Consider the following 21583-nt stretch of genomic DNA (forward strand, 5'->3'; position numbering starts at 1 on the left):
GAAATTGTAATTTAACTAATATGAACTATCAACTGGACGAAATAGACAAGAAGATTCTTGATTTCTTAGTAGAAAACACAAGAATGCCTTTTACTGAAATTGCAAAGCAGATGGATGTTTCTGCTGGAACAATTCACGTAAGAGTGAAAAAGATGGAAGATGCAGGTATTATTTTGGGATCATCTCTTAACATCGATTATGGTAAGCTTGATTATCACTTTACAGCTTTCATAGGTATCCTTTTGACAAAATCAAACCGTACTCAGGAAGTATTGAAAGAATTGTCAACAATCCCCAACGTAATCGAGGCTAGCGTTATTTCAGGAAAATATAATATTTTCTGTAAAGTAAGAGCTAAGAATACTGATGATGCTAAAAGAATTATTTACCAGATTGACGACATTCAGGATGTAATGAGAACTGAAAGTATGATCTCTATGGAGGAATTCTTAAGTGACAAAAACAGACTGATCAACGCAATCTCTGTGTAAGTCAAATTTTAAACGAATAATTATAAAAGAACTTATGAAATCTCTCATAAGTTCTTTATTTTTGTAGGTATGGAAGAATACAGCTATTTTGACGAAGACCCAAAGAAAGGATGGGGATTCATTCTGGCATTTGCTGCCTTGATGTTGTTTACTATAATGGGGCTTGGTATCGATGTAGATGAATATCTGCAGCATGAATATCTTCAGATTCCGAGGTGGTACTTCTATGTGATTTTTTCTATTGATGTACTGATGATGATTGGGCTGGTACTGATGTTCTTTTACAGGAAAGTAGGAATCTTTATGTTTCCGGCGTTACTGGTGCTGCATTTCTTTATGCATAATTATTATCTGTCTACATTTTTGTATACGGATGTTACCAATCTTTTCCTGTTTACGGGGTTCGGAATGCTTGCCATTATCCCGAAATGGAAGTTTTTTAAATAAAGTTTCAAATACAATAAAATAACAAACCGCTTTTAAATTTAATTTAGAAGCGGTTTTCAATTATAACAAGGTTTATGAAAAAAATTATCTGAATTCCAGGGAATTAAAAATTTCTTGTTTTAAAGGATTTTTGGACCAGTCCTCCCACACACCCGTATAAGGATTATAGCCACATTTCAAAGGTTTTGATATATTCAGACCTTCTTTGCTTTTTAGAGTGTTTTCAGTGTATGCCCTGCAGTCTGTGCAGACATAACGGAACTCACAATCTTTACATATCTCAATTTGGTCTTTGGTAAGATCCCAGTATTTTCTGAAATCAGGTTGATTGAGGGCTTCTTCAAGGCTTTGTTTTTGGATGTTTCCAAAGCTTTCATTCATCAGTGGACAGTTTTTAATATTACCTTTTCTATCAATGCCTATCTTTTTATGCAGGCAGGAATTGTGGTTAACTGCTTCCGTCACTTTAATAATGTTAGTATTGAAGTACTTCAGTTCCACTTTTCCACACGCAGATATTTTCAGATCATCTTTCAGGAAATGCAGCGAGAAACGGTATTCATCTTTAGCTTTGAAAGGAGGTTTTGAACAATTGTAAAGAATGAGACTGTAAATTCTGACCGTGTTTTTTTGAAGAGCCTGCATAAAAGATAGGTTCATTTTCTGATGAAACGGGGAGAAAATCTCTATTCCTGATAAAACTGAGGTTTTAAAAATTTCATCAATTTCTATACATTCTTTTAAGGTTAAGGATTTCAAACTGTAAATAACCAAATGTTTAACTCCAAGATTTTCTATGGATGGATATATTTTCTTTAAGATCCCGAGATCTTCCATTTCGATAAAAAGATCTGTTATAGCGTTGGGTTCATGATAGTCGTAAGAGAGAGGAGGAAAATTTCTGTCCCAGCCATTTTCAGTAACAAATCCGTATTCTTTTTCCAATAGAAGATTGATATAGTTCTCAACTATTTCTTTGGATTCTTCATCATAACTTATCATTGTATCTTCGATAGATTTGTTTTTCAGCTCTTGTATAATTTCAAACAACTCCAGAGGATATAGTTCAGATACATTTCTCTGTAGATCTGAAATGAGAATTCTGATGGATCCTTTGGTGATAAGGATATTGCTAAATAGGTTGAAATATTTCATATCTTGGTAAGATCTTTTTTACATCATTTTTACAGATTATGAATATCAATTTTTATTTTTTTTGAAAAAATCTTTTGCGATCAATTGAGCATGCTTTAAGCTTGGAAGTCCTATATTTTTGCGATTACGATTGACGGTTGCGGAATCTTTTATATTTTCATATCCTTGATAAACTCCATAGGTATAAGGAACTTTATGATGCAAATTATTTCTGTCTACCATCGCTGCATAATCTCTTGGAGGACATTCACCAGATTTTACATACTCTAATAGCTTTATTTTCAAATATGGGTAATATTCTTCATAATCTGCCATGTGTAGTAATATAGGTCCTGATGGCATAAAGAAATCACCATTTGATAAACCAATTTTTTGCAGACTTGGGAAACCATAATTCTCAAACATCCACCTCAGAAGTTCAGCATTCTTTTTATCATTTTTATTGATATCTGCATAATTTGATTCAATACGACTGTCTTGATCACGTTTAAATGCGACTGTAAAAGAATCTACAAGTTTTTGATTAAGTTTTTTTTTCCATTCTTCAACTTTCAATTCCATCTCCTGTCTGCTAATACCATATTTTTGATAGAGTTGTATAAAGCTGGTGTCTTGCTTTTTATATTTCCAATTAGGTGCAACTAACGGAATAAGCTTGTATAGACTTTTCTTCCCTCCGAAATTTTTGTGATGTTGATCTGCAAGCTTTATATAATTTTCATATTCTTCTCTCCGTTCCTGATTTTTTGGCTTATATTTTCGGAATAATTTTCGGTACTGCTTTATAGCTTCTTCAGGTTGATGTGTGACACTATAAATACTATCAATTTCATTTACCTGATTATAATATAAAATGTAATTTCTATTTTTGCAGGCACAAAGAAATAAGCAAAGAATCAGACAAGTGATGTACACTAGACCAATGTCTTTATTTTGTGTTTTTATATTATAATATATCATAATAATCTTACAATTGATTTTGTGGGCTTTACTCTAATTAAAAAATCAGTTTGATATTCTGTTGAGAAAATATAATCAACTTTATAGTTATTCTGTGTTTCTGCCGAAGCGTCCCTAAAATTTTCCATATACTTCAGTGTAAGAGGTAATTTATTTTTTTCTTTAAATTTCTTTTTCATAAGTATTCTGCTATTTCTTTTTCAAGTAAGTAATTGCAAATTGCAGATAATCCTAAAAACTGACCAACAGGGTTTATTTCTAAAAAGTAAAAATCATTTTTGGTTTTTATAAAATCGAGCGAGCCACAATTTATATCCAGTTGCAGCATAAGGATATGTATTTTTTCTTCAATCTCTTTTGAAAGATTATATCTGACATTCCGATTGGGCGTCTCATGATTATATTTTCTATGATCAATTTGGGTTTTCTTATCATTTTGAGAAAAAATAGCAGTAGACCATATTTTACCATTAAGATAAAAGGCTCGTACTTCAAAATCCTTTTCAATCATTTCCTGAAAAAAGGTAATAAAGAAATTTTTCTTTTCTTTTTCTGTGACAAGAGAGGTATACAAAATACCTTCAGGAAAGTTACCCACTGATTTTAATATTATATTTTCAGCAATAGATTTGGTAATCGTTTTATTAACAATTAGCTGATCTGTGTTTTCTGCCAAATAATATTCTGGAACTTTCAGTCCTGCTTTTTTTGCTTGGTCAAGTACGAAAAGCTTATTCAAATGACTGTTGCTTTGCTTATTAATGTGTTTTTTAGCTTCAAGCAATTTTATAACATAATCTTCAAGCCAATATTGAGTTTCATTCATATAGGCATTAATTGAAGGGTTGTTATATTCTTTCCTTATAAATTGTAATCCTCCTCTGCGATACCAAACGCTCGTAATATCTTCAATAAAAAAGTTATTTCTTTGACTTTGCAAAAAGATTCTGTTTTTACATACTTTTATATCAAAAATTTCATCTTCATGAACACGAATAAAAGCTTTTTTTAATGCCTTTAGCCATTTAATAACTTCATTTGTTGTTGTTTCCTGATTAGTAGAAAGAATAAGAATCATTTTTTCTTAAATTTATCTTTTCTGATTTTAGATGAATGTTTTATACTGGGAAGTCCAATACTTTTTCGGTTGCGGTTAATCCGAACAGAATCTGTATTATTGTTCCGTAAGCTGTATCTTACAGCAGTATTTCTATAGTAATCATAGGTATCAGACATTAAGGCATATTCCTGTGGAGAACAATGACCTGATTTTACATATTCGAATAATTTTTTTCTGAATTCAGGATATTTTTTTGAGCCTATCATATGACTTAACAATGTAGGCATGGCGATGAAAACATTATCATTTCCTAATCTCCCTATTTTTTGCTCATCAGGAAACCCATAATGTTCAAATGTCCAGAAAAAAAGATTTACATTTTTTTCAATGTTTTTATTTACAAGGGCTATATTTTCAGGTCTTCCTTTCTGGTCACGAATCATCGCAATACTAAAGGAGTCTATCAGTGTCCTGTTCAGATTCATTTTCCAATGGGTTACTTTTTGGCTTACTTCCAGACTGTCTATTCCGTATTTCTTACAAAGCGGATAAAGTTTTTTATATTCATTACCATAGGGCGCTAACAGGGTAATAAGTTTGTATAAACTCTTTTTTCCGCCAAAATTTTTATGGTATTGATCTGCAAGTTTAATGTAGGTTTTGTATTCTTCAGTAAGCTCTTGGTTTTTAGGTTCATACTTGTGAAACAGTTTTGTGAATTTTTTTATGGCTTTTTCAGGTTTATTAGCCATTCTGTAAATACTGTCAATTTCATTCACTTTGTTATAATAAGTAATGTAATTTGTTCCTTGATTTTTACATGATAAAAAAAAGACCAAAATAAAAAATAGAAAACAACAAGTATATTGTTTCATAATCTTGTAAAGAAGTTTTTGATAGTTAACCTAAGATTGAAAAAGGAGGGCAAGGCCCTCCATACATTAGTTTGCTGACTCGTCTTTTGGATTACATACCGTAATTCTACCTATATATGTACCTCCTGGGCTTGTATAGGTGTCATATTCTTCACAACCTTCTCCAACAGAAACGTTAGATTTAACATTATAACTGCCTCCTTGAATTGTTTTAAGATCTTTCAGCTTTTTGTTTTCCAAAGAAGAGAAGTCTCTCTTCATTCCATTTAATTTTTTCATGTGTGTAATTTTTAATTGTTTTTATATGAATCATTTGTGTCAAATAAACCCTGACTTGGGTGAATAATTCTACCTATTTATCATGCACTGTACACTTACATTTTAAATTTGAAGAATATATTTCATCAACGTTGATGGGATAAAACTATAAATATTTAGATCACTTCATGGGGATAAAATGTGTAAATGATTTGTATTTTACTTGATACACAAATGCAAATTTTACTCGGAATGGTAGTTGTATTTTGGTGAAATATTTGAAATTCGAAAAAGTATAAATTGCATGCCAGCCATAAAAAGAAAATTACAGGCTTTAACAGTAGGTTGTATGGTAATATTTTCTATTGTACAATATCGGAAAACAGATGATTTTAGCGTGATAATAAGATGCTGAGTCACTTATTTTGACCACAATTTGTATGCTTCTGGTGATTTGTTTGTTTTAAAATCACATTTTTTAATCCGAAAACGAGGTAAACATCTTATCAATTTTTGCAGAAAACCCTGGGTTTTTAAAATTTGAATCCGTGCAAAGGAACCTGAGATATAAAAATAAAGCTTTTCAACATGAGGTTAAAAAGCTTTTCATTTGAAATAGAAATAAAATATGGGGCGTTTACTCAGAGAATACTCCCTGGAAAAAAGATTCTAAAGCAGTATTTTCATCCAGCCCGAACTTCTTTTTCAGGCGGTATTTGGTCATTCTTACACTCTTAGGCTCTACATTGAGGAGGTTGGCAATCTGTTTTGTATCCATTCCCAGATAAATATAGGCGCAGTATTTCAGATCCAGAGCAGTAAGTTTTTGCTGGGCTTTTTCACTGATGTTTTTAAAGAAATCCGGATGCAGTTCCTGAATAGTAAATCTGATTTTTTCAAAATCATTGTCAACCCGATTTTCTCCCTTTACCACCTGATGAATATTAATATCCGTATCGGAAAGCTGGGTCTGAAGCTGCTGCAGAACCTCATTCTTATGCTGAATATGAAGCTGGCTGGCCAGTACCTCACTTTGAAGTTTTTGCTGCTGAAGCGTAAGAAGTTCCTGTTCTGCCCTTAATCTTGCCTGCTCTTGCTCCTGAAGTTTTACCTGCATTTCTGCTTCATGCTTTTCTGTATCAAGTTTATTTTCTCTTTCTATAGAATACCGCAGTTTAAAATGATAAGAACGGAACATAAAAAAGGCTCCAGTTAATCCTATGATTCCCAATATAATATAAAGGAGTTTCTCTTTTTTCAGAATGGCTGTTTTCTCAGTGAGAGATCTGAGTTCAGATTCTTTTTTCTGAGACTGGTATTGAGCTTCCAATCTTTTTGCGGTTTCAGCTTGCCCTTCATCAAAGAGAAGATTGCTGTATTCTGTTAACTTTGATTCATATTCATAAGCTTTCTGATATTTCTTTTGTTTTGCATACAGCTGGGCAAGATCTTTCACCACATTGATCATAACATGGTAATAAACCGGTTGCTGGGTAAGCAGAATCTGTTCCGCTTTCAAAAGATAATGCTCTGATAAAGTATCATTATGATCCCGTGATGCGAGATTGCTCAAAACACCAAGTGCACCTGCCTGCATACTCTGATTAAGGGTTGTATGCTGCGTAAGGGTCAGGATTTCGTGGGCGTTATTCTGAATTTCCTCACGGATTTCAGGAGTCATAACCGGATAGCTCAGATAATAGTTTGTGAGATTCAGTAAGGCCATTGCATGTACATGGGCTGAGACATGACCGGGAAATTGATGGTACAGGCCAACAGCTTTCTTACACATCTCTATGACGGGTTTCAGATCTTTTGAGTTTCCACTTTTCTCATATTGAAAGGAGTAGCAGACAGCCAGCGCCGAATAGGTAGAGCTGAGTAAATTTTTGTTTCCTGCCTTTTCAGCAAGTTCTATGGATTTTTTGGCATATCTGGTGGCATTTTCAGCATCGTTCCATTCTGTATAGATTCCGTAGAGAAGATAATTGAGCTTAGCATTTAATAAGATTTCGGAAGGTTGTTTTTCAACGATGGGAAGGACTTTCTGAACAAGCCTGATTGTATTTTCAAGTTCGCCAAGTGCATTTCTGTAGTAGATATTCAGATAAGTGGCATATAGTTCCGCAGTTTTATTTTGACTCTTTTGAACAATTGCATTCGCAGCATCCAGAATAGGAGGAATCTTATCATATTCAGACTGATTAAGCTTAATAACTCCTTTTTGACTGAGAGCTTTTACTTCTTCAGCATAATCATTTTCTTTTTTAGCAAGATCAAGTTGCTGCTGAACATATTTTTCAGCTGTAGGATATTGATCGCTAACTCTGTAATATTCGGTAAGTTCATTGTAAATTCTGAATTTTTCTGCAGTAGAAATATGATCTCCTCTCAATTGGTTTTTAAGGCCATCAATAAATGCATTCTGTGCGGGATATAATGTGCAGATAAAAAGTATACAGTATAAGAGTAAGTACTTTAATTTCATAAGGTGAAAGTACAAAATTTGTAGACATCTGTCAATTTCCTGTCTGAAAAACTAGAGCTATGTGTTGTTTGTAATTTGTTGATTATTAACTTTTTAAATGTTTTTGTAGACATTTTGTAGTCATCTGTGATCGGGGTTGAATATGTTTTGTAGTCGCATAAAACAAGACTGGGATCTTTTTCTTCTGCAATTTAGGGCCAGAAAAAATCAAAGAATATTAATTTAAAATTTTACAGCTATGGACAACAAAACCTTATCAATTGTTTCTTACATTACGCTTTTCGGATGGCTGATATCCTTCTTTATCGGAAAAGAAAAGTCGAACAGCCTTTTAAAATACCATCTGAAACAATCATTGGGATTAATTCTTTTTTCTATTTTTTTATCTATCATTCTCAATATTGTATTGATGGTTACTAAAATCGGAATTCTGGGACTATTGGGTTTGATTCCTTTGGTGTTGATGATTATCGGAATCATTAATGCAGCCAACAATGTTGAAAAGCCTTTGCCATTAATAGGGAAAATATTTGAGGACAAATTTTCTTTTATCGGATAGGATTCAAAAATTTTTGGAAACACCAATTTAACATTTAATATAAAATTATGAAAACACCATTAATCATCGCAGGCATGCTTTTTTTTAGCTTTTCTGTTATATCATGCGATAAATTGGAAAAAGTTAAAGAAAAGCTGTCACAGAATGATTCAGGGCAGGTAAACACTTTTAGTGTTAATTCCGGGGATGTAAACAGAGATATTATTTCTTTTAATAACAAAGTTGTAAAAATGGATGATGAGCAGTCAGATTTTATCAAAGATTTTCAGAATATATTGATACAGATGGAAGACTATGTGAAAAATGCCGGTGCCAATCCAAAAGCTTCCGGTATTATGCCCATATTTACGCCTTCAGTGATGTTGTACACCCGTCAGGAATTAAAGGCTCCGGATGTATTGGGAAAGAATTTTCAGACACTTGTGGATAAGATGAAGGACACAATGGTCCGATTGGAATCTTTAAAAAAAGAACTGGACACTTACAAACAGGCAGAGGACTGGAAAGATGATAAAGGAAAGAAAGTCGCCGAAATCAACGAAAAAGCAATACAACTTATTAAAGAAAACCGTACAGCGGCCAATGACTTATTCACTAAGCTTTCCCCAAGGGCAAATAAAGCAGAAATTGAGATGCTTAAAGATCATCCGCTCAAAACACAGATCATTCAATCTAAGGAGGTTATGGAGCTGGCTCAGAAAATTATTGATGATTCCTATGATGTAGCGGATATGAATGTCTATAAAAACAAATTTTCCCACCAATACGAGCAGATGGAAAAATTATATAAAAGGAACATCAATGAAAAAATTCCGTCTTCAGAAAAGCAGAAGGAAAACAGTTATCAGGCATTCAACAGTTCTGTCAATGATTTCCTGGGTAAAATGAGAATCGTACAGCGAAGCCTAAACGAAAATAGTCAGGATCTAAACCGTGATCTTGATAACCTGGAAAGAGAAGCAGGATATGTTCTTGACCGTTATAACACTTTTGTAGATTGATTTTTAATTCCCGGCTGGATTATATATAATAAAAACAGCTAGCTATAATCATGAAACTGGCTATACCTTTAAAGAGTATAATATACTGATTTAACAGGATAAAGGTAATTTTACCGCCCATTTTAGAAAAGAAAAGAAGTATGGATTTTGAAATTTTGAAACAGCAGATTGAAGATGCTGCAAGGAAAGCTTTTTTAGAAGTGTATGAAAAGCATGGAGCAGAAGGAATTTACAGCTTTGCACTGTACAGCGATGAAGGAGCAATGACAGTTTGCCCTGCTGCCAATACATTGAAAGTAATGGAGAATGCAGATGAAGAAGATGCTCTTTATTATAAATATGAACCGGCAGAATGGACTTACGAAATGAAAGGTGCCGATAAAGAATTTGATATAATCTGCACTCAGTTGAGAGCAGAGCTTAGTAAGCACGATGACGATGATCAATGGTTTGAGAGTTTTCAGGCTAAACTATATTCAATCTGTATTGAAGTATTGGAAAAACTTAAAAACGAGAACTTTTTCACAAATGTCACGAGCAAAGATATTTTCCTGATTTTCACGGTTTCAGATTATGAGTTTGAGCAAGAAGACTTGAAAAACCTTATCATCAGACTGAATGATAATGAATACCAACATGAATATCTGGACTGGATGGCTACCTGGGGCAATTAAAAGTATGAAGAATTAAAAAAACACTTTAAATATATACATATGAAGCCGATAAAATAATTGTCTCAGAAGCCTCTTATACATTACAATCTCTATACATGCTTTTTATAACATTAGACTCAACTCCCAACCAAAATATTAAGAACAATTACATTCATTATGAACAACTATCAATTTTATAAGCAAGAAGGAAATCAATATATTTTTAGAAACCAGCCGGTGTTTATTGCAGTGCTCTGTATTATTTTTCTGGTCATTGCAGGACTCATTTTTAATAGTGTAAGAACCGGGAGCTATATTATTATGGCGGTAGTTGCACTTATTGTAGTCAACTTCTTTACCAAGAAATTTATCATTGATATGGATCGTAAAACAATTACGGGAAAACATACCATTTTTGTTCCGGCAAGAACATATCCGATTGAGAATTTCAGAAATTTTCATGTGGTGGCAACAAAATATATGGGATTTATTACCACTAATGTAATGCTGTCTGTTTATTTTGAAATAGATGGAAAAGAAAAACAGCTTACAATAGGCCAGGCGCTTACCCAGAAAGGAATACAGAAAATGGTCAATGAAACAGAGGATATTTTGAACATTAATCATCCTGAAAATGGACATCAGAGACCGCTATAAGTTTGAAGAAAACGGACGAGAAATAAGCTTTATGCCCAATTACAGTTTTCTGCGCACTTTGGTTGGATGGCTGGCATTGGGAGTCATTGCACTTCCTGTGATCATCTATTATTTTATGGATAAAATATCCGGAGATCAGTTCAAAATTGCAATGGGATTATGGAGTGTTTATATGATCTACTTTCTGTTTGACCTCTTTTTCAGAATTCCTGTGAAATATATTTTTGATAAATCGGAAAAGTGTATTTACAGAAAACTGTTACTTTCCAAAAAGCTCATGAATTTTGATGAAATGACCTATTTTGTGAACGATGAAAGAGGTGGATATTATTATTCCATCGGGAAAAAGAGAAATCAGTTTGTAAAAAACTACAGAATCAGTAATTATTTTTCCGGATCTAAAGCTTCTAACAGAAGAGAGGAGGAGTATATAAAAGAAATTTTATGTCCTGTTCTCATTGCTGTAGGAATTCCCCTGAATCAGGAAGAACAATAAAACAAGTACCGAAAAGCAGGGTAAAAACTAATAAGATGAAGAATGGAGGTATAACCATTCCCCTCCCTTGGAGGGGTGGCAAAAATTCAAAGAATTTTTGACGGGGTGGTTGATACACAATAACAAAAAACCCGGCGGTTTCGAAGAAACCGCCGGGTTTTGTCTATATAAAATAGCTTATTTTAAACTATTAAGCTAAAATTCTCTTTACAGCTTCTTTTACTGCAGCAGAGTCAATTTTATACTTCTTCATCAATTCTGCTGGTGTTGCAGACTCTCCGAAAGTATCATTTACCGCCACAAATTCCTGTTTTGTAGGTCTTTTTCTTGCCAACATACCTGCAACAGATTCTCCTAAACCACCAAGGTAGTTGTGCTCTTCAGCCGTTACAATCTTACCTGTTTTTTCAACAGATTTTAAAATGATCTCTTCATCAAGAGGCTTAATCGTGTGAATGTTGATAACCTCACAAGAAATACCTTCTTTCTCAAGCTCATCAGCAGCTACAAGAGATTCCCATACAAGGTGCCCTGTTGCAACAATCGTTACATCAGTACCTTCCTGAAGCATAATTCCTTTTCCGATTTCGAAAGGCATATCTTCCGGAATGAATACAGGAACTACCGGTCTTCCGAATCTTAAATATACAGGACCTTCAAAATCTGCAATCGCTAAAGTAGCAGCTTTAGTCTGGTTGTAGTCACAAGTATTGATCACGGTCATTCCAGGAAGCATTTTCATCATACCGATATCTTCAAGAACCTGGTGAGTAGCTCCATCTTCTCCTAAAGTAAGACCTGCGTGAGATGCACAGATTTTTACATTTTTGTTAGAATAAGCGATAGACTGACGGATCTGGTCATATACTCTTGAAGTAGAGAAGTTAGCGAAAGTTCCTGTAAAAGGAATTTTTCCTGTAATGCTAAGACCAGCTGCAATCCCCATCATGTTTGCTTCTGCAATACCAATCTGAAAGAATCTTTCAGGAGCTTTCTCAATGAATTTCTCCATCTTCAAAGAACCGATAAGGTCTGCGCAAAGTGCTACTACATTAGGATTTTTGTCAGCCAGTTCAGCTAATCCTGCTCCGAATCCTGAACGCGTGTCCTTTTTTTCTGTATATGTATATTTCATTTTTATTTTATTAATCGAGATGTTAAGATATTAGTAATCAGCCGGAGCTTCTAGGTACAATTGCTTGAATGCTGTGTCTAATTGCTCATCATTAGGAGCTTTACCATGCCAGGCATGAGATCCCATCATATAATCAACTCCGTAACCCATTTCTGTATGAAGAAGAATTGCTACCGGCTTTCCTTTTCCGGTTTCTGTTTTTGCCTTCTCAAGAATTGCAATCACAGCTTCAAGATCATTACCATTTTTTTCTTCCAGAACAATCCATCCGAATGCTTCCAATTTAGCATGAAGATTTCCTAAACTTAATACATCATCTGTATCACCATCGATCTGACGACCGTTATAGTCAATTGTAGAAATGATATTATCTACCTTTTTAGCAGCTGCATACATCAATGCTTCCCAGATCTGACCTTCCTGAAGCTCACCGTCTCCGTGAAGAGAGTAAACAAGAGATTGATCACCATCTAATTTTTTACCATCAGCTACCCCTAATGCTACGGAAAGTCCTTGTCCAAGAGAACCTGAGGCAATTCTGATTCCCGGAAGGCCTTCGTGCGTTGTTGGGTGTCCCTGTAATCTTGAATCTAATTTTCTGAAAGTACTTAGTTCTTCTACAGGGAAGAAACCAAATCTTGCTAAAGTAGAGTAGAATACCGGAGAAATGTGTCCGTTTGATAGATAAAAATGATCCTCATTCTTACCTTCCATTGTAAAAGGAAGTTTATAGTTCATTACCTTTCCGTAAAGGGCTGTAAAGAATTCTGTGCACCCTAAGCTACCACCAGGGTGTCCTGAATTTACAGCGTGAACCATTCTTAAAATGTCTCTTCTGATCTGCGTAGTAAGAGTTTTTAACTCTTCGATACTTTTACTCATTATATCTGATTTATTTGCATGCGAATTTACAATTTTTTACCGGCTTATGGAAATGCAAAATCCGGATATAAAACCCGGATTTAGTATGATTTGAATATTTTCCCGCTTTTAACAGCCTTCGTTAAGATAAACAGAGATTTCAGTTACTATATTATTAACAAATTTAAAGCTTAATAATGTTCCTGCCTGGCTGTCTTCAAGATTAAAATAACCGGCATCTTTAATCGGCTTACCATTGGAGTCCCAGTCCGGGCGTACACTGAAATTGGCGTAACTTCTATACGTGTTGATCAGGTCATCTCTGGTGCTTCCCACCCCGATTCCGCTTTTGGTTTTGAATTTTTTACTTGTTGTTGTCATGTAGGTAATGGAAGGAACACTCGGGTTGGCTTCATTGATGTAATTATCAAAAAGATCAATCTGAATAGTTTCTCCATTATATTTTACGATGTTTTTTTTCTCTCCGCCAGAGTTGGACAGTTTTATTCCCGCTATTTTTTCAGCATCAACCTTAGGCATGAAAACTTTAAAGGGGCCAATTCGTAATGTTGAGACTTCAAAGTTGTCCTGAGCATTCATAAAACTAAAAGTCAATAGAAATGTGAAAATTGCGATAATTTTTTTCATAGTTTTTAATTTTTGTTTTTTTTTATTTCGATGTTTTTTAAAATTAATTTATATCATTCGTGTTAAAGATAATTAAAATGCAAAAGTCTATAAAATCAGTTACTTAAACAAATACGAAAAAATAAAAAATATTTATTAACGGTAATGCTTTGTGGTAGCAGGATCATTGGTTTTTTGCTACTAAACATTGATTTTTTTTGAATTTTAATATGTGGTATTTAGATTAATTTAACTAATTTTATAATTCAAATAATCATGAATTATGAACCTTTAACTAATTATTTTTTTTTGTTTTTGGTTTTAATGTTTGGATTAATAAAAATTACATACCATTATATATGAAAATTAAACAATTATTTTATCTGGGGATATTCATTATATCCGTTTCCTCCGGGAAAGCACAGGACTTTTTTACAGTAATCAGTGAGAGGTCCATCAAAGCAGATCCGAAAAACAGAACTGTACAACCGGAAAAGTCACTTACCTATACCTTGGATGTGGCCGGAATGAAAAGTTATTTCAATTCTGTTCCGGAACTGAAAGACAGTGACCGCAAAGAAAATGCTCCGATTATTGTTCTTCCAATGCCAGATGGTACGAAAGCCAAATTCAGAATCTGGAAATCTTCCGTGATGGCTCCGGAATTAGCCAGCAAGTTTCCTCAGATTGTCACTTTTACCGGACAGGGAATTGATGACAGGTATGCAACCCTAAAACTTGATTTTACAGAGTTAGGATTTCATGCGCAGATAAAATCTATAGTCGCAGGTGATTCTTATATAGATCCTTATGCAAAACAGGATGTCAGTAATTATATCATTTACAAGAAAAGTGATTTAATTGATAAAAATCCAAGAACATGTGGGCTGAAAGATGATCAGGATGCTCCACTAGAAAAAAAAAGCCAACAAAAAACCGTAGCTCCAAGCGTAGGAACTCAAATTAGAGTTTTCAGATTCGCAGTGGCTTGTACCCATCAGTATGCAATTGCAGCAACGGGTTCTGCAACTCCTACAGTAGCACAGACTCTTTCAGCTATTGTAACCTCTGTAAACAGAGTGAATGGAGTATATGAACAGGAAGTTGCTTCAAGATTGGTATTAGTAGGTACTGAAACCAATGTGATCTTTACCAGTGCGGCTACGGACCCTTTCACAGGAAATGATAGTGCGGGAACATTAATTAACGAAAGCCAGACCCAAATTGACTTACTGATAGGAAATGCCAATTATGATATCGGACATACCTTCAGTACAGGAGGTGGCGGATTAGCCGGATTAGGAGTAATCTGTAACAACTCTAATAAAGGAAGAGGAATCACCGGCTCACCAAATCCGGTTGGTGATCCTTATGATATTGATTATGTAGCCCATGAAGTAGGACATCAGTTTGGGGGGCCACATACTTTTAATGCAACAACAGGAAGCTGTGGAGGAGGAAACCGCAGTGCAACCAACGCTGTAGAACCTGGAAGCGGAATTACCATAATGGCTTACGCCGGAATTTGTGGAAGTACCAATAACCTCGCTCCTAACAGTATTCCGACTTTCCATACTAAATCATATCAGTCTATCACCACAAAAGTTCAGTCAACAACTTGTCAGGTAACACTTCCAAGCAACAATTTCGCTCCTACAGTCAATGCCGGAGGAGATTATACCATTCCTAAAGGTACACCATTTAGATTGGAAGGATCTGCTACAGATTTAGATAACAATCCTCTTACTTACAGCTGGGAACAGAATGATGTAGGACCTGCGGGTGACTGGAATGCACCAACATTAAATGCACCTCTGTTCCGATCATACGTACCTGTAACCGTTCCTTACAGATATTTCCCAAAACTTACAGATGTAATCAATGGAACTGTTTCCAAAGGAGAAGTTAGACCTTCTTATGCAAGAACAATGGAGTTCAGATTGACTGTAAGAGATAATAACGCGGGATGTGCAGGAGTAGCCAATGATGATGCTATTATTACTGTTGATGGAAATTCCGGACCTTTTAACGTAACTGCACCTACTACAGCGGTAAACTGGGCAGGTAATTCTACTCAGACGGTAACCTGGGACGTAGCCAATACAACTGCATTTCCTGTGAATGCCGCTACTGTCAATATTTATCTTTCAACAGATGGCGGGCTTACCTATCCTACACTGATCCTGGCTTCCACTCCGAACGATGGTTCTGAAACTGTTACTATTCCTAACGTAAATACCACACAGGCAAGAATTATGGTTGCTGCAGAAACAAATGTTTTCTACAACATTAATCCAATCAACTTTACCATTACCCAGACATTAGGGGTGAATGAAACCTCTGCCAATAAAGATGTATTTGTGGTATATCCTAATCCAAGTAAAGGACTTCTGAATGTGAAATTTACCAATTCAAACGAAGTATATGATATTACAGTATACGATGTAAGCGGAAAATTAGTGTTCACTCAGGCAAATAACAAATTGAATCATGATAAAACAGGGTCTTTTGACTTGTCACATCTTGTTCAGGGAGATTATCTTGTTAAAGTGAAATCTAAGAATCTCGAGAAAACAATCAAGTGGATTAAAGAATAATCTATTTCCTTGATTCAAATAAAAAAGACTGCCTTCAATAGAGGACAGTCTTTTTTTGGAATGTATGTTATTTTAAACAACTCTTAAATGTTGTTTGTTTTTTACCAGCCACAGACCAATGAAGGTTAGTAATCCGTTTAAAACAATGAGTTCTACTCCGATTTTATAATCGGTATAAGTAGTAACAGCCAGATTGATTAAATAAGTTAATACAGGTGCCAAAAGGGTAACCGTAAGGATGGAATATTTTCTTGAAATCTGGAACTTGGTGAAAATTCCAAAAGCAAAAAGTCCAAGAAGCGGTCCGTAAGTATATCCTGCAATTTCCATGATCAGATAGACGATAGATTTGTCATTCAATGCTTTGAAAACCATAATCAGGATGAAGAACACTACGGTGAAAATCAAATGCACTTTCATACGAAGGCGTTTCTTCTCTTTTTCAGTTTTTGTTTTATCTTCATTAAGGTTTAATAAATCTACGCAATATGAGCTGGTTACAGCTGTTAGAGCCCCATCTGCAGAAGGAAATAAGGCTGAAATTAATCCGATGATGAAAATAACAGAAATAGCCATAGGAAAATATCCCTGAAGTGATAAAGCGGGGAAAAGGTCATCTCCCATTACGTTTTTAATATTTCCTGCTGGATCTTTAAATCCAAAAATATTCGTAACTGTTTCACCGTTTATAGTCCCATATTCTGCTCCATGTTGTAGAGCAAAGAGGTATAATAATCCTCCCAGGAATAAGAAGGCAAGGTTCACAATAAGAAGTGTTCCTGCAAAAGTCAACATGTTTTTCTTTGAATTCTTAAGATTATCCACAGAGATATTTTTCTGCATCATTTCCTGATCCAGCCCTGTCATAGCAATGGTAATGAAAATTCCGCCCAGAATGGTTTTCAGGAAAAAGGTTTTGGAATTCGGATCAAAATTGATGAAGTGAGTATAATTTTTCTGTTCAAGAATCGTATAAGCTTCACCAAACGACAGATTCAGGTTGGATAAAATATAAACAATACAAGCTACAAGACTGATAATCATAAAAGAAGTCTGCAGCGTATCTGTAATAACAATAGTTTTTACACCACCTTCAAAAGTATACAGAAGTACCATTAGCAGAAGAACAAGAGAAGTTACCCAGAACGGAACTCCCAATCCTTCAAGTAAGAATATCTGTAAAACATTCACTACCAGGTATAATCTTGCAGTAGCTCCAATTGCTCTTGAAATAATAAAAAAGATAGAACCTATTTTATGCGCTTCTACATTGAATCTTTTTCCCAGATACGTATAAATAGAAGTCAGATTCATCTTGTAGTAGAGTGGTAGTAATATTGCTGCCACAATGAAATATCCGATAAAGAACCCGATTACCATCATATAGTACTCAAAACCTCCATAGATATATTCTGAACCGGTCATTTTTCCGACAGTTCCCGGAACGGAAATAAAAGTAACTCCGCTTAAGCTGGTTCCTATCATCCCGAATGCTACGAGCCACCATTTACTCTTTTTGTTACCGATAAAAAAAGACTGGTTATCAGAATTCCGGCTGGTGAAATAAGAAATCACCAAAAGGCCGATAAAATAGACGAAAACAAATAGCAAAAGGATAGTTCCTGGATTCATGCTTGATTTTTAAATTTTAGCAAATATATAAAAAAGATCAGTCGTGAATCATGAATTTGAATTCCTGTTCGTGTCAAAACAAATTGTGATGGTTAATTTACTTGTAAGCAGTGATTTACTTTTAAAAACAAAAACCTTCCAGAGATCGATCTGAAAGGTTTGTATGGTAAGGGTGTAATACAGTGACTAATTCACTAAAACATCCTGAAGTTCCTCACTTTTCTGGAAACTTGCTTTAGCGAAAGGACAGAGGGGAATAATCTTCTTATCATTTTTTCTGGCAAAATCTACGGCTGCCAGAAGCATTTCCTTGCCTACTCCTTTTCCGTTGTAAGCTTCTTCCACCTCGGTGTGGTCTATAATAAATCTTTCTTCTCCGGCCCAGGTATAGGTCATCATTCCTGCGCGTTTTCCATCTATGAAAGCTTCAAAACTTCCGTGTTTTTCGTCGTTGTTTTGTTTTACTTCGATCATGTTATGAGAATTTAGTTAGTATTTCTATGTCGTTGGTTAATATTTTGTGAACAGGGCATGCATCCGCAATGGTGTGCAGTCTTTTACGCTGCTCATCATCCAGAATACCTTCAAAACTGATATCTCTTTTGAAGACCGCTCTTTTTGTTAATGGAAAGTTTTCAAGCTCTACTTCTACATTGATGTTTTCTATATCCCATTCCTTTCTTTCAATATACATTCTCAAGGTTGCTGCTGTACAGCTTGCCAGTGATGTAGCCAGGATTTCCAGCGGATTGAAACCCTTGTTCTGTCCGCCTTTATCAATCGGTTCGTCCGTAATAATTGTATTCTCGCCGGCTGTTACTTCTGTATAATATTTTGTTTTTCCTAAACTTGCCTTTACTGTTACCGCCATTATTTTGCTGTATTGAATTTATAACTTAATGCACCTGATGGGCATAGGTCGATCTGATTTTTTAGTTCTTCGGGACTTGCGTTTTCTGCTTTTATCCAAGGTCTTTCTTTAGGATCGTAGACTTTGGGGAGTGTTTTTACACATATGGCAGAATGGATACATTTTTTAGGCTGCCAGATGACAGTAATGTTTCCGTTAGGATATTCGTGTGTTTCCATATCAATTTTCTTTTAATGTTTTTTCGATTCTTCTGTCCGGAATCAGCCATATAAGAGCCACGATATAATAAAAACCTATGGCAATATAAGGATAAAAAAATGAAGTAGCGATTCCCAGGACATAAAATACAATTGAGATATACTCTTTATATTTCGAATGGATGGCTTCTTTCAGTTTTGAATCTTCTCCTTCACAACGGATAATCACATGCTCCAGAATAGTGTAGGCAATGGCCGACATAATGAGCCCTATACCATAGACTGCAACGGGGTTTTTTGCAAAATTTGTCGTCCCGATCCATTCTGTAGCAATTGGCATCAGAGAAAGCCAGAACAGAAGGTGAAGGTTGGCCCAGAGAATGCTGCCATTTACTTTCTTTACTGTCTGAAACAAATGATGATGGTTGTTCCAGTAGATTCCTACATAAATAAAACTGAAAATATAAGCCAGAAACTTAGGAAGAAGAGGTTTGACACTGGCCCAGCTATTTCCTTCAGGTACTTTCAGTTCAAGTACCATAATGGTGATAATAATAGCAAGGACACCATCACTGAACGCTTCCAGTCTTCCTTTGTTCATTTACTTTATCTGATTTTTAAAGTTTTCTATTTTACCTTTCAGATCATTCAGCATATCGGGATTGATGACACCGCTTTCCATATCAAAGTTTTCATAAAATTTGGGCAGTGAAAAAGTGTCCTTGATATCTGCTGCAAACTGTGGAAAAAATGTTTTTGCTGTATTCATCACATTTCCACCTCCATAACCTCCGGGAGAGGTACTCATCAGAAGCATTGGTTTATTCTGAAATACTTTTACGTTAATTCTTGAAGCCCAGTCAAAAACATTTTTAAAAGCTGCACTGTAAGAACGGTTGTGCTCAGCAAGTGAGCAGATGATTACATCACATTCCTCAATCGCTTTTAAAAACTGGTGGGCTTCATCCGGAAAACCTTTCTTTTCAAGGTCTACAGAGAATACAGGCATCGTAAAATCGTTGAGGTCAATCAGATTGATTTCCTCATCCTGAAAATCTTTCAGAACAAATTTTACCAGTTCCCTGTTGATAGAGGTGGAAGATGTACTTCCGGCAAATGCTAATATTTTCATAGTTAATAATCTGAACTGAAGTTATTTTCTGTTTAGAATAGCCTTAGGAAGCGGCACATATTCGTTTTCGTCACCAGGAACCAGAGGAAATGCATCGTGATTCTGATCATTCCAGTTTACTTTTGCCTGATCAATTAATTCCTTGTCAGAGTTAACGAAATTCCAGAAAATAAAACGCTCTTCATCGAATGGTTCGCCACCGAAAAGATAAACCGTTCCGTTTTCACTCATCTCAAATTCGCAAAGCTTGGTATCTTTAGCAATCATCAGCTGTTTGGAACCATAAGAATTTCCATCGGTAGTTACTGTTCCATCCAGAACGTACATGGCTGCTTCTCCATAAAGATCTTTTCCAATGCTGATTTTTTTTGCTTCTTTTGTTTTAATTTCAAGGAAAAATAATTTGCTGTGTACCGGAACTGCAGATGTTCTTCCAAATGCTTCACCGGCAATTAATTTATACTGAATGCCATCTTCCTCCCACACCGGAATTTCATCTGCTTCAATATGATGAAAAGTAGGCTCAGACTGCTCAAGATGCTTCGGAAGACCTACCCAGATCTGGAATCCGTGAAGTCTTTTATCACTGTGTCTTAAATATTCAGGTGTTCTTTCTGAATGTACAACCCCTTTTCCGGCTGTCATCCAGTTAACAGCACCCGGTTTTATTTCTATAGCACTTCCAATACTGTCTCTGTGGAAAATAGAGCCTTCCAGCAGATAAGTCAATGTAGATAAGCCGATATGCGGATGTGGCGGAACATCGAGATTCTGATAATCTTTTAATTCTGAAGGTCCCATGTGGTCAATAAAAACAAAAGGGCCAACTGCTCTTTTCTCACGGAAAGGAAGAAGCCTACCTACAAGAAAATTTCCGATATCTGCTGCTTTTTCTTCAATAATAAGTCCAATATTTGACATGATGATGTGATACTTTTTAAAATATTATTTAAATAAATTGATGAGTCCTGATGAAGGTTTAAAGTTTGTCGTAGCCTTCAAATCTCTCATCCACGATACGTTTCCATTCAGGGTGTTTCTTAATAAAAGCGAAAACATAAGGACAGAAGGGTAGAAGTTTTTTTTCACTTTCTTCAATAAAATTCAAAGTTTTCTCTACTACTGCGGCAGCCGCGCCAGTTCCGGCTAATTCCGGTTCTGCTTCAGTATGGATTAAAGAAATCTGATGCATGGTTTCACGGTAATCAATAAATGCATAATGTCCGTTGAATTCTATTTCAAATCTTTTTTCGGCTTTTACAAGAGGTATATTTTCAAATTCTGGTTTCATAATATTTGTACTAAGGGTGCTGCATTTCCTATAAATGCAGGAAATTGCTTGTTAAGACAATTAAACCTTATAGGTTCATAAAACCTATAAGGTTTGCCATTATATAAAGTTAATAAAAAAAGGAATAATCGAAGATTAAG

Annotated in this window: 25 protein-coding genes; 8 read left to right on the forward strand and 17 right to left on the reverse strand. The window is 35.1% G+C overall.

Annotation, left to right across the window (positions count from 1 at the left end; genetic code table 11):
* Positions 1–20 precede the first annotated feature (20 nt).
* Together DEU39_RS22885 and DEU39_RS22890 are read left to right on the forward strand one after the other, a co-directional pair.
* On the forward strand, positions 21–491 hold the full coding sequence (locus DEU39_RS22885) for an Lrp/AsnC family transcriptional regulator (protein WP_002984446.1): 471 nt from the start codon (positions 21–23) through the stop codon (positions 489–491).
* 69 nt (positions 492–560) lie between these two features.
* The gene (locus tag DEU39_RS22890; protein WP_062675432.1) at positions 561–938 is read left to right on the forward strand and encodes a hypothetical protein; all 378 of its coding nucleotides are present in this window, start codon (positions 561–563) and stop codon (positions 936–938) included.
* An 84-nt stretch (positions 939–1022) separates the two neighbouring features.
* Here DEU39_RS22890 and gwsS read toward each other — a convergent pair whose 3' ends face one another.
* The 6 genes from gwsS to DEU39_RS22925 all read right to left on the reverse strand — a co-directional run bounded on the left by gwsS (position 1023) and on the right by DEU39_RS22925 (position 7734).
* The gene (gwsS, locus tag DEU39_RS22895) at positions 1023–2093 is read right to left on the reverse strand and encodes a grasp-with-spasm system SPASM domain peptide maturase (RefSeq protein ID WP_120233493.1); all 1071 of its coding nucleotides are present in this window, start codon (positions 2091–2093) and stop codon (positions 1023–1025) included.
* 45 nt (positions 2094–2138) lie between these two features.
* Entirely contained in the window at positions 2139–3053 is a 915-nt protein-coding gene (locus DEU39_RS22900) for a hypothetical protein (protein ID WP_120233494.1), read from the reverse strand.
* Positions 3054–3228: 175 nt separating this feature from the next.
* Positions 3229–4131 (reverse strand): grasp-with-spasm system ATP-grasp peptide maturase, encoded by a 903-nt coding sequence (gene gwsG, locus DEU39_RS22910; RefSeq protein WP_120233496.1) that lies wholly within the window; start codon positions 4129–4131, stop codon positions 3229–3231.
* Positions 4128–4892 carry a hypothetical protein gene (locus DEU39_RS22915; protein WP_228436884.1) on the reverse strand — a complete coding sequence of 255 codons (765 nt, stop codon included), beginning with the start codon at positions 4890–4892 and terminating at the stop codon, positions 4128–4130. Before DEU39_RS22915 ends, gwsG begins: the two co-directional genes overlap by 4 nt.
* Positions 4893–5054: 162 nt before the next feature.
* Complete coding sequence (locus DEU39_RS22920; RefSeq protein WP_120233498.1) at positions 5055–5267, reverse strand: TIGR04139 family peptide modification target; 213 nt, start codon at positions 5265–5267, stop codon at positions 5055–5057.
* Between the two features lie 616 nt (positions 5268–5883).
* Positions 5884–7734: a helix-turn-helix transcriptional regulator gene (locus DEU39_RS22925; protein ID WP_120233499.1), complete on the reverse strand. Its 1851-nt coding sequence runs from the start codon at positions 7732–7734 to the stop codon at positions 5884–5886.
* A gap of 238 nt (positions 7735–7972) precedes the next feature.
* Between DEU39_RS22925 and DEU39_RS22930 the strand changes: the two genes are divergently transcribed.
* From DEU39_RS22930 to DEU39_RS22950, 5 genes are all read left to right on the forward strand, one after another.
* The gene (locus tag DEU39_RS22930) at positions 7973–8293 is read left to right on the forward strand and encodes a DUF4870 domain-containing protein (protein ID WP_120233500.1); all 321 of its coding nucleotides are present in this window, start codon (positions 7973–7975) and stop codon (positions 8291–8293) included.
* A 47-nt stretch (positions 8294–8340) separates the two neighbouring features.
* Complete coding sequence (locus DEU39_RS22935) at positions 8341–9294, forward strand: DUF3829 domain-containing protein (protein ID WP_120233501.1); 954 nt, start codon at positions 8341–8343, stop codon at positions 9292–9294.
* 140 nt (positions 9295–9434) lie between these two features.
* Entirely contained in the window at positions 9435–9968 is a 534-nt protein-coding gene (locus DEU39_RS22940; RefSeq protein WP_120233502.1) for a DUF4303 domain-containing protein, read from the forward strand.
* 156 nt (positions 9969–10124) lie between these two features.
* The gene (locus DEU39_RS22945; protein WP_062675422.1) at positions 10125–10604 is read left to right on the forward strand and encodes a hypothetical protein; all 480 of its coding nucleotides are present in this window, start codon (positions 10125–10127) and stop codon (positions 10602–10604) included.
* Positions 10582–11100, forward strand: coding sequence for a hypothetical protein (locus DEU39_RS22950; protein ID WP_228432388.1), 519 nt, complete (start codon positions 10582–10584; stop codon positions 11098–11100). The genes DEU39_RS22945 and DEU39_RS22950 overlap by 23 nt, the downstream gene beginning before the upstream one ends.
* Positions 11101–11290: 190 nt before the next feature.
* On the opposite strand, the gene DEU39_RS22955 is transcribed toward DEU39_RS22950, so the two are convergent.
* From DEU39_RS22955 to DEU39_RS22965, 3 genes are all read right to left on the reverse strand, one after another.
* Positions 11291–12235: a transketolase family protein gene (locus DEU39_RS22955; protein ID WP_120233503.1), complete on the reverse strand. Its 945-nt coding sequence runs from the start codon at positions 12233–12235 to the stop codon at positions 11291–11293.
* A gap of 30 nt (positions 12236–12265) precedes the next feature.
* Entirely contained in the window at positions 12266–13150 is an 885-nt protein-coding gene (locus DEU39_RS22960; protein WP_228432401.1) for a transketolase, read from the reverse strand.
* A 75-nt stretch (positions 13151–13225) separates the two neighbouring features.
* Complete coding sequence (locus DEU39_RS22965; protein ID WP_062675419.1) at positions 13226–13744, reverse strand: hypothetical protein; 519 nt, start codon at positions 13742–13744, stop codon at positions 13226–13228.
* Between the two features lie 338 nt (positions 13745–14082).
* On the opposite strand from DEU39_RS22965, the gene DEU39_RS22970 reads away from it, so the two are divergent.
* Positions 14083–16320, forward strand: a complete 2238-nt coding sequence (locus DEU39_RS22970; protein WP_120233504.1) for a reprolysin-like metallopeptidase — start codon at positions 14083–14085, stop codon at positions 16318–16320.
* Positions 16321–16392: 72 nt separating this feature from the next.
* On the opposite strand, the gene DEU39_RS22975 is transcribed toward DEU39_RS22970, so the two are convergent.
* The 8 genes from DEU39_RS22975 to DEU39_RS23010 form a co-directional block, all read right to left on the reverse strand.
* Positions 16393–17952, reverse strand: a complete 1560-nt coding sequence (locus tag DEU39_RS22975; RefSeq protein ID WP_062675416.1) for a sodium:solute symporter — start codon at positions 17950–17952, stop codon at positions 16393–16395.
* A 186-nt stretch (positions 17953–18138) separates the two neighbouring features.
* Entirely contained in the window at positions 18139–18426 is a 288-nt protein-coding gene (locus DEU39_RS22980; protein WP_174525205.1) for a GNAT family N-acetyltransferase, read from the reverse strand.
* Position 18427: 1 nt separating this feature from the next.
* The gene (locus tag DEU39_RS22985) at positions 18428–18823 is read right to left on the reverse strand and encodes an OsmC family protein (RefSeq protein ID WP_062675415.1); all 396 of its coding nucleotides are present in this window, start codon (positions 18821–18823) and stop codon (positions 18428–18430) included.
* Positions 18823–19041 (reverse strand): (4Fe-4S)-binding protein, encoded by a 219-nt coding sequence (locus tag DEU39_RS22990; protein ID WP_120233505.1) that lies wholly within the window; start codon positions 19039–19041, stop codon positions 18823–18825. Before DEU39_RS22990 ends, DEU39_RS22985 begins: the two co-directional genes overlap by 1 nt.
* 1 nt (position 19042) lies before the next feature.
* On the reverse strand, positions 19043–19621 hold the full coding sequence (locus DEU39_RS22995; RefSeq protein WP_062675413.1) for a TMEM175 family protein: 579 nt from the start codon (positions 19619–19621) through the stop codon (positions 19043–19045).
* A complete protein-coding gene (locus DEU39_RS23000; RefSeq protein WP_120233506.1) occupies positions 19622–20152 on the reverse strand; it encodes an NADPH-dependent FMN reductase in 531 nt (176 codons plus the stop codon). It lies immediately after the preceding gene.
* Positions 20153–20173: 21 nt separating this feature from the next.
* A complete protein-coding gene (locus DEU39_RS23005) occupies positions 20174–21073 on the reverse strand; it encodes a pirin family protein (protein ID WP_120233507.1) in 900 nt (299 codons plus the stop codon).
* Positions 21074–21131: 58 nt separating this feature from the next.
* Positions 21132–21443 carry a GNAT family N-acetyltransferase gene (locus tag DEU39_RS23010; protein ID WP_062675410.1) on the reverse strand — a complete coding sequence of 104 codons (312 nt, stop codon included), beginning with the start codon at positions 21441–21443 and terminating at the stop codon, positions 21132–21134.
* Positions 21444–21583: the final 140 nt, after the last annotated feature.

The organism is Chryseobacterium sp. AG363, from assembly GCF_003610675.1.
Taxonomy (GTDB): Bacteria; Bacteroidota; Bacteroidia; order Flavobacteriales; family Weeksellaceae; genus Chryseobacterium; species Chryseobacterium cucumeris.

What these genes read in the sequence shown, in the direction of transcription:
- DEU39_RS22885 (WP_002984446.1), top strand. Translation starts at nt 21, where the DNA reads ATGAACTATCAACTGGACGAAATAGACAAGAAGATTCTTGATTTCTTA.
- DEU39_RS22890 (WP_062675432.1), top strand. Translation starts at nt 561, where the DNA reads ATGGAAGAATACAGCTATTTTGACGAAGACCCAAAGAAAGGATGGGGA.
- gwsS (WP_120233493.1), bottom strand. Translation starts at nt 2,093, where the DNA reads ATGAAATATTTCAACCTATTTAGCAATATCCTTATCACCAAAGGATCC.
- DEU39_RS22900 (WP_120233494.1), bottom strand. Translation starts at nt 3,053, where the DNA reads ATGATATATTATAATATAAAAACACAAAATAAAGACATTGGTCTAGTG.
- gwsG (WP_120233496.1), bottom strand. Translation starts at nt 4,131, where the DNA reads ATGATTCTTATTCTTTCTACTAATCAGGAAACAACAACAAATGAAGTT.
- DEU39_RS22920 (WP_120233498.1), bottom strand. Translation starts at nt 5,267, where the DNA reads ATGAAAAAATTAAATGGAATGAAGAGAGACTTCTCTTCTTTGGAAAAC.
- DEU39_RS22925 (WP_120233499.1), bottom strand. Translation starts at nt 7,734, where the DNA reads ATGAAATTAAAGTACTTACTCTTATACTGTATACTTTTTATCTGCACA.
- DEU39_RS22930 (WP_120233500.1), top strand. Translation starts at nt 7,973, where the DNA reads ATGGACAACAAAACCTTATCAATTGTTTCTTACATTACGCTTTTCGGA.
- DEU39_RS22935 (WP_120233501.1), top strand. Translation starts at nt 8,341, where the DNA reads ATGAAAACACCATTAATCATCGCAGGCATGCTTTTTTTTAGCTTTTCT.
- DEU39_RS22940 (WP_120233502.1), top strand. Translation starts at nt 9,435, where the DNA reads ATGGATTTTGAAATTTTGAAACAGCAGATTGAAGATGCTGCAAGGAAA.
- DEU39_RS22945 (WP_062675422.1), top strand. Translation starts at nt 10,125, where the DNA reads ATGAACAACTATCAATTTTATAAGCAAGAAGGAAATCAATATATTTTT.
- DEU39_RS22950 (WP_228432388.1), top strand. Translation starts at nt 10,582, where the DNA reads ATGGACATCAGAGACCGCTATAAGTTTGAAGAAAACGGACGAGAAATA.
- DEU39_RS22955 (WP_120233503.1), bottom strand. Translation starts at nt 12,235, where the DNA reads ATGAAATATACATATACAGAAAAAAAGGACACGCGTTCAGGATTCGGA.
- DEU39_RS22965 (WP_062675419.1), bottom strand. Translation starts at nt 13,744, where the DNA reads ATGAAAAAAATTATCGCAATTTTCACATTTCTATTGACTTTTAGTTTT.
- DEU39_RS22970 (WP_120233504.1), top strand. Translation starts at nt 14,083, where the DNA reads ATGAAAATTAAACAATTATTTTATCTGGGGATATTCATTATATCCGTT.
- DEU39_RS22975 (WP_062675416.1), bottom strand. Translation starts at nt 17,952, where the DNA reads ATGAATCCAGGAACTATCCTTTTGCTATTTGTTTTCGTCTATTTTATC.
- DEU39_RS22980 (WP_174525205.1), bottom strand. Translation starts at nt 18,426, where the DNA reads ATGATCGAAGTAAAACAAAACAACGACGAAAAACACGGAAGTTTTGAA.
- DEU39_RS22985 (WP_062675415.1), bottom strand. Translation starts at nt 18,823, where the DNA reads ATGGCGGTAACAGTAAAGGCAAGTTTAGGAAAAACAAAATATTATACA.
- DEU39_RS22990 (WP_120233505.1), bottom strand. Translation starts at nt 19,041, where the DNA reads ATGGAAACACACGAATATCCTAACGGAAACATTACTGTCATCTGGCAG.
- DEU39_RS22995 (WP_062675413.1), bottom strand. Translation starts at nt 19,621, where the DNA reads ATGAACAAAGGAAGACTGGAAGCGTTCAGTGATGGTGTCCTTGCTATT.
- DEU39_RS23000 (WP_120233506.1), bottom strand. Translation starts at nt 20,152, where the DNA reads ATGAAAATATTAGCATTTGCCGGAAGTACATCTTCCACCTCTATCAAC.
- DEU39_RS23005 (WP_120233507.1), bottom strand. Translation starts at nt 21,073, where the DNA reads ATGTCAAATATTGGACTTATTATTGAAGAAAAAGCAGCAGATATCGGA.
- DEU39_RS23010 (WP_062675410.1), bottom strand. Translation starts at nt 21,443, where the DNA reads ATGAAACCAGAATTTGAAAATATACCTCTTGTAAAAGCCGAAAAAAGA.